The 11,628-nt window shown below is 64.6% G+C and carries 13 protein-coding genes; 1 reads left to right on the top strand and 12 read right to left on the bottom strand.

Annotated features, from left to right (window positions below; translation table 11 throughout):
• Window positions 1–4 precede the first annotated feature (4 nt).
• From AC1DQK_RS16255 to AC1DQK_RS16225, 7 genes are all read right to left on the bottom strand, one after another.
• The gene (locus AC1DQK_RS16255) at window positions 5–607 is read right to left on the bottom strand and encodes a TadE/TadG family type IV pilus assembly protein (RefSeq protein ID WP_477872383.1); all 603 of its coding nucleotides are present in this window, start codon (window positions 605–607) and stop codon (window positions 5–7) included.
• Window positions 604–1,110 carry a TadE/TadG family type IV pilus assembly protein gene (locus tag AC1DQK_RS16250; protein WP_477872381.1) on the bottom strand — a complete coding sequence of 169 codons (507 nt, stop codon included), beginning with the start codon at window positions 1,108–1,110 and terminating at the stop codon, window positions 604–606. The genes AC1DQK_RS16255 and AC1DQK_RS16250 overlap by 4 nt, the downstream gene beginning before the upstream one ends.
• Entirely contained in the window at window positions 1,111–2,640 is a 1,530-nt protein-coding gene (locus AC1DQK_RS16245) for a pilus assembly protein TadG-related protein (RefSeq protein WP_477872379.1), read from the bottom strand. It abuts the gene before it with no gap.
• A gap of 25 nt (window positions 2,641–2,665) precedes the next feature.
• On the bottom strand, window positions 2,666–2,932 hold the full coding sequence (locus AC1DQK_RS16240) for a hypothetical protein (protein WP_477872377.1): 267 nt from the start codon (window positions 2,930–2,932) through the stop codon (window positions 2,666–2,668).
• Window positions 2,933–2,937: 5 nt separating this feature from the next.
• Complete coding sequence (locus tag AC1DQK_RS16235; protein ID WP_477872375.1) at window positions 2,938–4,419, bottom strand: type II and III secretion system protein family protein; 1,482 nt, start codon at window positions 4,417–4,419, stop codon at window positions 2,938–2,940.
• Window positions 4,416–5,333 carry a Flp pilus assembly protein CpaB gene (gene cpaB, locus AC1DQK_RS16230; protein WP_477872373.1) on the bottom strand — a complete coding sequence of 306 codons (918 nt, stop codon included), beginning with the start codon at window positions 5,331–5,333 and terminating at the stop codon, window positions 4,416–4,418. The genes AC1DQK_RS16235 and cpaB overlap by 4 nt, the downstream gene beginning before the upstream one ends.
• Window positions 5,334–5,449: 116 nt before the next feature.
• Window positions 5,450–5,632, bottom strand: a complete 183-nt coding sequence (locus AC1DQK_RS16225) for a Flp family type IVb pilin (protein WP_477872371.1) — start codon at window positions 5,630–5,632, stop codon at window positions 5,450–5,452.
• Between the two features lie 518 nt (window positions 5,633–6,150).
• On the opposite strand from AC1DQK_RS16225, the gene AC1DQK_RS16220 reads away from it, so the two are divergent.
• Window positions 6,151–6,921: a DUF2569 domain-containing protein gene (locus AC1DQK_RS16220; protein ID WP_477872369.1), complete on the top strand. Its 771-nt coding sequence runs from the start codon at window positions 6,151–6,153 to the stop codon at window positions 6,919–6,921.
• A gap of 75 nt (window positions 6,922–6,996) precedes the next feature.
• Here AC1DQK_RS16220 and AC1DQK_RS16215 read toward each other — a convergent pair whose 3' ends face one another.
• From AC1DQK_RS16215 to AC1DQK_RS16195, 5 genes are all read right to left on the bottom strand, one after another.
• Window positions 6,997–7,326: a hypothetical protein gene (locus tag AC1DQK_RS16215; RefSeq protein ID WP_477872367.1), complete on the bottom strand. Its 330-nt coding sequence runs from the start codon at window positions 7,324–7,326 to the stop codon at window positions 6,997–6,999.
• A 324-nt stretch (window positions 7,327–7,650) separates the two neighbouring features.
• Window positions 7,651–8,187 (bottom strand): VOC family protein, encoded by a 537-nt coding sequence (locus AC1DQK_RS16210; RefSeq protein ID WP_477872365.1) that lies wholly within the window; start codon window positions 8,185–8,187, stop codon window positions 7,651–7,653.
• A gap of 11 nt (window positions 8,188–8,198) precedes the next feature.
• On the bottom strand, window positions 8,199–9,614 hold the full coding sequence (locus tag AC1DQK_RS16205) for a dihydrolipoamide acetyltransferase family protein (protein WP_477872363.1): 1,416 nt from the start codon (window positions 9,612–9,614) through the stop codon (window positions 8,199–8,201).
• Window position 9,615: 1 nt separating this feature from the next.
• Window positions 9,616–10,638 carry an alpha-ketoacid dehydrogenase subunit beta gene (locus tag AC1DQK_RS16200; protein WP_477872361.1) on the bottom strand — a complete coding sequence of 341 codons (1,023 nt, stop codon included), beginning with the start codon at window positions 10,636–10,638 and terminating at the stop codon, window positions 9,616–9,618.
• A 17-nt stretch (window positions 10,639–10,655) separates the two neighbouring features.
• Window positions 10,656–11,627, bottom strand: a complete 972-nt coding sequence (locus tag AC1DQK_RS16195; protein ID WP_477872359.1) for a thiamine pyrophosphate-dependent dehydrogenase E1 component subunit alpha — start codon at window positions 11,625–11,627, stop codon at window positions 10,656–10,658.
• Window position 11,628 lies beyond the last annotated feature (1 nt).

Below are 11,628 nucleotides of genomic sequence, written 5' to 3'. Positions count from 1 at the left end.
TTCACTAATTCGAGGTGCTTCCGCTGCTGTCTTCCATCGTCAGTGCCGCGCTGAAATCCGGCAGGGTGAGCGATGCGAACATCGCTGCGAACCCCGGGGCAAACGTCATGTCGCGCAGTCGCACGGTGACCAGGGGTGAAATGTCCGGGCCGTTGGGATCGCCCGCGTAACCGAGCCCGACAGGCTGATATATGACCTGAACATTGGCGGGCTGGATTTCAGGCATGAACGCCTGCATGCGCTGCACGATGTTGTTGAACGCCGTCGCGTCATAGCCATAGCCGCTGCAACCGCCGCTCTGGCAGGTGATCTGGGTGCTGAAAGCGCAGGAGCCGGCGCTGCTCACCGGAATATTTGCTCCCTGCGCGCAATTATAGGGCGAGCTCATGAAGTTGATGGCGGCAAGGCCGGACGGCACGAGATCGGTGACCACGGCGAAGCGGACGCCCATCTGCGTCGCCTTCTCGGCCCGGTTAAAGGTCCACATCAACGCGCCGGCATAGATGATGCCGATCAGGAACAGCAGCAGCAGCGGCAGGACCAGCGCGAATTCGGCGGCGGTCGCGGCGTTGGTCGACCGCGCGAACCGGGTGAGGAAGGCGTTCATATCCCCATCACCGCGCTTTCGGAGCTGGCGCTGAGCGCCAGTCCCGTCGTATCGAACCCCACCAGGCCGAACAGCGAAACATAGGGCACAGTGGCGCTGACCGTCACCACCGGCGCGCCCATCGCGACGCCGTCATAGATGCCCTTATAAGTGCCGCTCGTGTCGCATGCGACGCTGACCGTTACGGTGGCCGGGCTGGTCCAGTAGCTGAGCCGGGGCGTCGTCCCGCCCAGCACGCCTGTCCGCGTGATGTCGCGGATGGACTGTTGGGCGCCCGCCGATGCCGTCGCGCAGGTGAAATCCGCGAAATTGAGACGGCCCGCGAAGCGCGCCCCGTCGCGCACCGCCTTCACCACGACATGCTCGTCGAGAAAGTAGCGGGCCAGCTCGAAGCTGCCGAACATCAATATCATCAGCAGCGGCGTGACGAGCGCCATCTCGGCAGCCGCCACTCCGCGCCGATCGGTCCAGAAGCGGGAAAGGAAGCGGGGAGCGCCCATCATTCACTCCACCAGATAGGGCTTGTCGCGGCTGACGAACTGGGGCTGGTTATCGCCGCCGGTGGTCGTCTTGCCGACAACCTCGATATAGACTTGGTCCGTCGAGGTGCGGGTGCGCGCTATCGACGGTTCGACAAGGAAAACCTCGATCCAATCCTTGACCTTTACGTCCTTCGACGCGCCGTTGACGCCTTCGGCCTTGCAGTTGATGACGGCCACGGCAGCCCTGCGGCGGTCGGCATATGCGGGCGGACCGACGCCGCCGGCCGGGTCACAGACCGGAGCCTTGTACGAGGCAAGCGCCCCGACGGCCCGCTTGGCAAGATGCCCGCTCGAAATTTCCCAGTCATAGGTTTCGGCTCGGGTCGGATTGGTCATGCCCGTCGCTGCCTGCCACGCAGCCCTGGTGGCATAGCCGTGATTGACCTTGAAATAGATATCCCGGTCCCAGTTGCCGTCACCGATGACGCCCTGGGGGCAATCGCCATTGGCGCTCACCGCATGGCAGATGTCCCGCGGATGCCCCATTGTCGTGACGGTTGTGTCCTTGCGGGTGATCGGATCCGGCAGATAACGCTGCGACGAATCGACCTCCCGCCAGCCCGAGCCGGACAGGTTGCAGCTGTTGTTGCTGGCCGGCGCGTCAGGCCGGACGAGATCCTTCACCGTGTTCAGGGCCGGAGGACAGGCGGTTGGGCCGCAATTCCTCGCCCAGCCATTTTCGTAGATGTCGAAGCGCGTGTTGATGGCGTCCGAAACCGAGCTCATGTTGCCCGGCGCGGTGTTGACACCCGTTCCCTTCACGCAGTCGAACGACGTATCGACATGTCCGAACACATCGCGCAGATTGTTCGCGCTCGGGCTTGCGCCGACCTCCAGGAATCCGAAGTTCCCCGGGGCCCAGGCGCCCCCCCCGCCGGATTTCGCCACTATCCCCTTTCCAACATAGTCATCGACGTTGAAATCGGTGTTGAGGGCTGTTTCCGCGGGATTGCAGAGCATCAGCGGCGGCACCTTGCAGATCGCCGATTCCAGGCCCGCGACCGCCGTGGCGTTGATGCTGCCGGAATTGAGCGCGCCCACAATTGGGGTAAGCGCATAGACCGCCTGTCGCGCGTCGACGGTCACGCTCACGAAGCGGGCGTCGGTACTGCTCGCTGCGGGCGTGAAGGTCGTTTCATTCGTGTAGGATTGATAGAAACGGATCTTGCCGGTTGCGTCGCAGGCGGGCTCAGCGGTGATGGTGACGGCCGGCCCCTTCGCGTCATTGGCAAAGCGCGTGTCATTGGCGACGAACGAGACGGCCGCGGCGCTCGCACGGCCGCACTGGTCCGGCGCGCCATCCAACTGCGTCGCCGCCGCCAGCGCGGCCTGGTCCGCCGCGCCCTGAAGCTCGCTGTCCATCGTGGCGAGCCGCGCATAGTCGAAGGCGAGGCCGCCAGCCGCGATCAGGGCGGTCATCGACAGGGCGATGGTCGGCGCGACCGCGCCGCTCGTCTCCATCGCCCACCGCTTGCATCTACGCAGCACCATCGTACTTGCTCCTTTGAGCCGTTTCTCAGCGGGTGCTGCCTCCGGCAGACCCGACGCTGGACGTCTTGACCGACACAAGCTCTTTCACCTTGCCTTCGCGGTAGCGCTGGACGGCGGCCGCGGCGCGCTGGCCATCACCACCTTCCACAAGCTCGGTCGTCGCCACGGGATCGGGATTGATGACCTGGGCGACCTTGTAGCGATGGACGGACTCGCCAAAGCCGGGGTCGACGGGTGCACAGCCTGTGGCGATCAGCCCGGCGGTGGCGATGAGGAAAAGGGTCGCGCGCATGGTGATCACCTCACAATATATCCGGTTTCGCCGTCGATTCCGGTCTGCTTCTGGTCGGGTGCAGCCGGCCTGGGCGCGGCCTGGGCCGACGAGGCAAGCGGGTTGTTCTTCATCGCGCTGTCGGTGCGCCCGGCGAGGAACAGCTCCAGCTCATGCGGCTCGCCCACCCTCTCGGTTGGTAGCGATGCCACCTGATCGCCCGACATCGGTCTCACCAGCCGGGGCGTGACGATGATCACCAGCTCGGTTTCCTCCTTCTGGAAGCCGGTCGAGCGGAACAGCGCGCCGATGATCGGGATCGACCCGAGTACCGGGAATTGCCGCACGGTATCCTGGAAATCCTTGCGCAGCAGCCCGGCGATCGCGAAGGACTGTCCGTCGCGCAGCTCGAGCGTGGTCTTCGCGCGCCGCGTCTGCAGGCCGGGGATCAGCAAGCCGTCGAGGTTGATCGAGGCCGACGGATCGATCGAGCTGACCTCGGGCGCCACCAGAAGATTGATGATGCCGTCTTCCAGCACGGTCGGGGTGAAGGCGAGGCTGACCCCGAACGGTTTGAACTCGATCGTGATCGTCCGGCCGCCGTTCCCGTTTTCACCGTTCTGCGCCACCGGGATCGGGAATTCGCCGCCCGCGAGGAAGGATGCCGTGTCGCCCGAAAGTGCGATCAGGTTTGGCTCGGCCAGGGTCCTGACGACGCCTTTCTCCTCGAGCGCATCAAGCACGCCGGTGATATCGAGCGAACCGATGCTGAACTTGCCGGCGACGATGCCGAAGGTGTCGAGGATATGGCCGAGATCGACTGTCGGGCGGCCATTGGCGTCGGTGAGCAGGCTGGTGGAAACCGCGCTGCCGCCCGTGCCGCCGAGGAACTTGCCGTTGTTGCTGCGAAATGCCGAGTTGAGACCGATCTGCTTTGCGGCCGATCGCTTCATCTCGGAAAAGCGCACTTCCAGCATGACCTGCTGCGATGCGCCGACGGCCAGCATGTTGACGACCTTGTCGGGCGCATAGGTCGCCGCGATCCGGTTCGCGCGATCCGCAGCGGCCGCCGAGGTGACGACCCCGGACAGCACCACCGCGTCATTGGAAACGCGTGCACCGATCGTCTCGCGCGGCATCAGCTCCGATAGCTGGCGGCGCAGGCCGATCACGTCCGGGCCGACGACGATGTCGACCACCGCAATCAGCGTCTTGTTGCGATCGTAGATCGACAGGCTGGTCGTGCCGAGCTTCTTGCCCAGGACGTATAGCGACCGGTTGGTGAGCGGCAGCACATCGGCGATCTCCGGATTGCCGATCAGCGCCTGGACATAGGGCTGGTCGATGCGGAGGACCTGGCTCTTGTTGACCGGCACGTCGAGCTGGCCACCGTGCAGATCAGCGCTGCTCATGATCGACGCCGCCGGCGGCACCGCCGCCATGCCGGGGGCCGTGATGGCTGCTCCCGCCAGCGTCGCGAGCAGCAAATTGCGAATGCGCGTGCTCATTGTACGTCCCCCTTGTCGTTATATCCCACCTTGATGTCTGAGCCGGTGTAGCCGGCGACGTGATAGCTGCTGGACTGGAAGCCCCGCACGATCTCCACCGCGTTCCCGGCCGGCTTGCGCGCGGCGGCGCGGACGACCCGGCGGGTGCGATTATGGGCGACCGGCAGAGCCTTCGGACCCGGTTCGGCACCGGCGCGCAGATCGTTCAGGCTGACCGTCGTGACCGGTGCTTGCGTGCTGTCGCCGATCTTGCGCAGCACCAGGCTGAGCGTGCCGACATTCTGGGCCAGCGCGAGCTTTTGCGCCTCGACCTGGGTCACCTCGAGCGTCGCGGACTTGCCGACAGTGGGTTTTTCGCTGGTGCCATTGGCGTCCTGGTCGATCCCGATCACGCGGATATTCTGGAGGAGCACATCGGTGATCTGCCGCTCCTGGTCGGCCTTGCCGACCTGGCGGGTGACCAGCACGTCGACCATGTCGCCGGGGAGCGCGAAGCCGCCGACGCCCGACACGTCATTGGTGCGCACCGTGGCGGCGCGCTTGTCCGGCGCGATCAACCCGGAGATGGTAGCACGGCCGCCGACGCCAGAAAGCTTGGCGGCCAGGACCGGTTCGTTGATCTCCATCGGTCGCAACACGATGCGCGGATCGGCCGCATTGGCGGCGTCCGCGATGTTGAGGAAGGCGCCCGGCGGCACCGAGTTGGATGGCCAATCGACCATTCGGATATTGTCGGCCGTGACCTTCGTGCCGAATGCCAGCGGCATCCGCGCGACGGCGAGTTGCACCGACCTTGGCTTGTTGGCCATGTCGGGCGCCGCTCCGCTGCCGAGAAACATGTTCGCGAGGAAAACGGCCATCAGGCCGATCAGGATCGCGACGCCCAGAATGATAAACGATTGTACACGCGGCATGACTCGTCCTCCCCCGTGAAGATATCTCCAAATCAATCGGCAGATGGATCGGAGACATTCTTCCCAGTTCTCACAAGCTGGCCAGGTTGACCCGGCCAGCTTGTGAGATATTGGTGTTAGCAGCCTACACCCTTGTTGGTGATGCAGGTCGCGGCACTGCCGATGGAAGTGCTGACCGCGGTTCCCAGAAGGATCGATGCCGCCGCAATTGCCGTTCCGACGATCGCCAGGATGAGTGCATACTCCGCCGCAGCTGCACCCGATTGGTCAGCCCAGTAGTTCTTCAGAAAGTTTGTCATGTTGAACCCCGTTCTCTTTGGCGCGAGACAGCCCCACACCTACGGATCGGCGGCGAATTTTGGCTGGGAAAACTGAAAATCGCGGATAGACCGCCAGCTTCCATTGCACCGCTTCGGCAGACAATTGCAGAAATTGGCGGACGTGGAAGCCGACAATGGGGAGTAGACTTATATGGTCATTTCCCGGGAGAAACGAACGCAGCTGGCGCATCCGAATTATGTACCAATGGCAAGAGCCCGACGGCTGGCGCTGCGAGGTCAAAGCCCAGGTGCCGCCGATCAGATAATTTTAGGGAGAGATTCCATGCCCCTAGATGAGCCCGCAATATGATCGTGATCGCATTCGACGTCACCGCAAGCGGAGAGCACGACTAAAAGGGGGTATTCCGGCGACTATCAACGGAAGGGGTAGCATCGGCGCGTGCCCTCCAAATCAAGCGCAAGGAAATAAATGGTCGGATGATGGCACCCCACGCTGCCGCTGGCGGTTTGCTTTCCAGCGGAATAGGATTGGCCCGATGCATAGTGGCGACCAGGATCTCAAGCGGAAGGCGCGCGCGGTGAGTCGGCTCCAGCGCAATCTCGTGCGGGTGATGTTCGGCTGGACGATCGCGGCGAGCTGCGCCTGTGGCCTGCGCGTGGCCTTCGCCGCGACGCCGATCATCGATTCCGCCCAGATGCTCCTGGTGGCCACGCCCTATATCCTCGTGGTCGCCGCCCCGATCCTGTCCGGATACCTGGCGCTGCGCTGGTTCAAGCCCGGGACGGAAATGGACCAGCCGCGCATTCGTCTCGCGCGGGTGAGCCGCTGGCGAACCATATCCGGCGCGGAGGCGCGGACGATGCGCTATTATGGGGCCAGTGGCCTCATGTACTCGCTGATGCTTGGCATCTTGCTCAACGTGCCGGTGCGGACCACCGAATTCCTCTTCGCCATCCCCGCCGCCGGCGCCGCACCCAGTTGGTATGGGCCGCTATTCGCCCTGATGCTGGCCGATGTCGTGCTGTTCTCTAGCCTTTATGTGGTCGCGTTCGTCGCGGCGTTGCGCCATGTGCCGCTCTTCCCGCGCCTGCTCGTGACGATCTGGGCAGTCGACCTGGTGATGCAACTCGGCATCGCGCGGATCATGGGCGACACCCCGGGCCTGCCCGGCAGCGTAGGCGGCGCGCTCGTCGGCCTGCTCGATGGCAACATCAAGAAGATCTTGATTGGGGTCGTGCTATGGGGCCCCTATCTGCTGCTGTCCCGCCGCGTGAACCTGACCTATCGACACCGTATCCCGGCGTAAGATGCGGCTCTCGCGCTCGTTACCGGGGCAGTGATCAGTCAATCATCGCCATCAGCAGCTTGTGCGGGCGCGCGATTACAAGGCCTTCTTGAACACGCACTGCCAGCCCTTGAGCGTTGCAGATCGAATCGGTTGCTCCAGATGAGAAGTAACCACGGCCATGTTCGCACCTGATCCACTTACCTCGGTTGAGCCGCCGACTCTTACGGCTCTTGATACACTGCCGAAACCGTCCCTGAAGACGATCTGGACAGTATAATTGCAGGCATATACGGCCTGCTCCGACTGGCTGGCAATGATAGTGAAGCCTCTATCCTGTTGGGATATCGACGCTTTTGTTTCCGCCAATGCGGGATTTGCGATGAGACATATACCGAATATGGCGATATTGGTGGTTATTCGCATCACCCCCTCCACATCAAAGGTGATGATCTAATTACCACTCAGCATCGGTAAATTCAGAAAGGCATGGGGACTACACCCTATACTCTGTCCATCAGCCATATTTCGCGATGCGGGCGCCGCGCATAGGAGCGCAATGGCGGAGCGGATGATCGCAGCATCCCTGGTACTTGGCTGCCCCGCTTGATCAAGGTCGCATCGAAGGAGCCAATGGTGCGCGGGGGCGCAGCTTGGCCTTCGACACACACTTCGCCTAGCTCAGCGGCTGCTCAGGATGAGCGGATGATGCAACCTGAATACCGCATGCTGCGACTATGCGGCTGCGTCTCAGCCGACAACCCGCAGCGGATCGCTGCCGTCCCAGGTGCGGGCGGCGTCGCGCATCATGTCGAACAGACCTTCCGAGCCGGCCATCGGCTGGAGCAGCTCGATGACGTGACCGGGGCCTCCGCCGGCATCGACATAGATCACCTCGCCGCTGTCGCCGACCTTGCCCTCGATCAGGACCTCCGCACCGGCTTCGGCGCAGGCGCGACGCGCGTCGGCGATCGAGTCGACGAAGATGCAGATGTGGTGCAGCCGGTCTTTCACGGCATATTCGCCGCTATAGATCGATGGCGCGTCATTTTCCGGACGGATCAGCTCGATCTGGATATTGCCCCAATAGGCGATCGCGATCGAGAAGATCGCCTCGGTCGGCACGCCGCGATATCGCATCTCGCCCAGCCGGACATTCTCGATCAGGAAGAATGGGCCGACGCCCATCGTCTCCGTCCAATATGTCACCGCCGCGTCGAAATCCTCGGGCAGGTAGGCAAGCTGGATGATGTCGCCCAGTGCCTTGATCGAGCCGGGATTGGTCATGTCTGATCCTTTCAGGCGAAGAGTCCTTCGGGGGCTTCGATCAGGTCCTTCAGCGTCGTGAGGAAGGCGGCGCCCGCGGCCCCGTCGATGGCGCGGTGATCGACCGACAAGGTCAGCGCGATCCGGGTTTCGAACTGGACGCCCCCGCTCGCCGCTTCCACCGGCTGGCGGGCGGCCGCGCCGACGGCGAGGATAGCGCCCTGGGGCGGGTTGATGATCGCGTCGAACTGCTCGACGCCCATCATGCCGAGATTGGAGACGGAGAATGTGCCGCCGTCCATGTCGTCGAACGACAGCCTGCCCGCCGCCGCCCTGTCGATCAGCGCGCGCGTGGCGGCGGCGATCTGGTCTATCCGCAGAAGATCGGCACGACGGACGACCGGCGTGACAAGCCCCTTGGGGCTGGCCACCGCAATCGCGACATCGGCGTGGGGAAAGCGGTGCAGCTCTTCGCCATGCACCTGCACATTGACGTCCGGATGGCGGGCGAGCGCGTTGGCGACCGCCTTGACGATGTAATCGTTGACCGACGCCTTGCAGCCGAGCACCGCATTTGCGGTCTTGCGCATCGCCAGCAGCGCGTCGGCGCGGACGGATATCCGCAGGTAGAAGTGCGGGATCTGCTGCTTGGCCTCGGTCAGCCGCCGCGCCACGATCTTGCGAATCCGGTCGAACGGAACGATCTCGGCCTGGTTGGCAACCGCCGCCAGGTCCGGCGCAGCGGTAACCGCCTTCGCTGGCGCCGGCGCTGGCACCAGCGCCAGGACATCGGCCTTCGAGATGCGGCCGCGCCGGCCGGTGCCGGTGACGCCCGCAAGGGCGATGCCGTGCCGGGCGGCGATCCGCAGCGCCAGCGGCGAGGCGAAGGCCTTGCCGTCCTCGACGACCAGCGCCGCCGCGCCGTGCAGGACCGGATCGGCTTTCGGCAGCGATGCCTGCTGGACATCCTGATAGGTGATCCGGCCGCCGCGCCCCGATCCTTCGAGATCGGCGATATCGACGCCTTCGGCCTGGGCCAGCTTGAGCGCCTCGGGGCTGATCGGCCGGTTGGTCATGATCTTCGTCGGCGCAGCGGTCGCGGCGGCGGCGGCAGGCGCGGCGGCGGGCTTGCGCGCCGCGACCTGGGTGTCGGCCGGTCGGAAGCCGTCGATGAAAGCGTCGATCTCCGCGTCGGTCGCCGCAGCATCGGCGAAGACCGCCAGCAGCGTGCCGACCGGCTGCGCCCCACTGCCGGCCGGAACCAGCACGCGCCGCGCGACGGCATCATATTCGGCCTCGACCTCGTTGGTGATCTTGGCCGTCTCGATGAGGCATAAAGTCTGGCCGCGCGTGATGCTTTCGCCTTCCTGCACCATCCATTCGGCGATGGTGCCCTCGGTCATCTCGATGCCCCATTTCGGCATGCAGAACGGGCGGATGTCGGCCATGTCAGTTCCCTCGGCGCCAGGCGAGGAGCTTGCGCACCGCGGCTTCGATCCGGTCGACCGACGGCAGATAGGCGCTTTCCAGTTCGCGCGCGAAGGGGATCGGCGTGTGCGGCGGCGTGATGGCCTGCGGCGGCGCCTTCAGGCTTGCGAAGGCCTTGTTCGCAACCAGCGCGCAGATATCGGCCGCCAGCCCGCAGCGCGGCGGGGCCTCGTCGACGATCAGGAAGCGTCCGGTCACCTCGACCGAGTCGAGGATGGTTTCCTCGTCCAGCGGACTGGTGCTGCGCAGGTCGATGACGTCGCAGCCGATGCCCTCGGCGAGCAGCTTGTCGGCGACCGCCTCGCAGAAGCCGAGCAGCAGCCCCGACGACACGATGGTGACATCCTGGCCGGCGCGGGAGAGCCGGGCGTGGCCGAAGGGAATGGCGAAATCGGGGTCGTCCGGTACTTCGCCGCTGATCCCGTAGAGCGCCTTGTGCTCGAGGAAGATCACCGGATCGTCGTCGCGTATGGCGGTGCGCAGCAGGCCCTTCACGTCGGCGGGGGTGCTCGGCATGATCACCTTGAGACCCGGCATGCCGGTGAGGATCTGGTGAACCGACTGGCTGTGCTGGGCTGCGGCGTTGTAGCCGGCGCCATAGGCCATGCGGATCACCGCCGGACATTTGGTCTTGCCGCCGAACATGTAGTGGAATTTGGCGAGCTGGTTCCAGATCTGATCGAGCGATACGCCGATGAAATCGGCGAACATCAATTCGGCCACCGGGCGCTTGCCCGACAGGGCGAGGCCGCCCGCCGCGCCGATGATCGCGCTTTCGGAGATAGGCGTGTCGATGACGCGATCCGCCCCGAACTTGCCGAACAGGCCGGCGGAAGTCGACCAGATGCCGCCGATCGCCTCGGGGCCGCCGGCGGTGCCCATGCCGCCGACCACGTCTTCGCCCAGCACCACCACATTGGGGTCTCGGGCCATTTCCTCGGCGATCGTCGTGACAACGGCGTCGCGGTACATCATCTGTGGCATGGGGTGCGCTCCGCCGTTCAGTAAGAAGTATAGACGTCGACGAGGGCGTCCGCCGCGGTGGGACGGTCGCCGGCACGCGCCGCGGCAACCGCGGCTTCGATCGTGGCCAGCACGTCCTGGTCGACGCCATCCAGATCCGCGTCGGTAAGCAGGCTCGCGCCGGTCACGCTCGCGCGGAACGACTTGAGGCAATCCCTCGTCTCGCGGATGCGATCCAGCTCGCCCTTGCCCCGATAGCGTTGGGGGTCACCCTCGAAATGGCCGAAGAACCGTTCGGTATCGAACTCCACCGACGCCGGGCCGTTGCCGGCGCGGACATATTCCAGCAATTCGCGCATGGTTTCGTACACGGCGAAAAAGTCGGTCCCGTCCGCTCGCCAGACCTTCATGCCGAAGGCCTCGGCGCGGCTGGCGATGTCGGCCTGGGTGCCGACCGCATAGTCGACCCCGGTATGCTCGGAATAATGGTTGTTCTCATAGACGAAGATGCAGGGCGCCTTGGTGACGACCGCCATGTTCATCGCCTCGAAGGTGGTGCCCTGGTTGCAGGCGCCGTCGCCCGAGAAGGCGATGGCAACCTTGCCCTTGCCATCCAGCTTGGCGGCAAGCGCCGCGCCGACGGCGATGGGCGCGCCCGCCCCGACGATGCCGTTGGCGCCCAGCATGCCCTTGTCGATGTCGGCGATGTGCATCGATCCGCCCTTGCCCTTGCAAAGGCCGTCCCGGCTGCCCCAGATCTCCTTCATCATGCCGTCCACGTCGCAGCCCTTGGCAAGGCAGTGGCCATGGCCGCGATGGGTCGAGACGATCTTGTCATCGTCGCCCAGCAGCTCGCAAACTCCCACGGCGACCGCTTCCTGGCCGCTATAGAGGTGGGTGAAACCGGCGATCTCACCGGTCTGGATCTCCACATGCAGGCGTTCCTCGAACTCGCGGATCACCTTCATCTGGCGGTAGGCGCGCAACAGCGCTTCGCGGCTCAATTGCATC

This window comes from Rhizorhabdus sp. P4_G5 (genome assembly GCF_056401065.1).
Note: the sequence above shows the minus strand (reverse complement) of the source record. Positions and strands in the feature narration are given on the sequence as shown.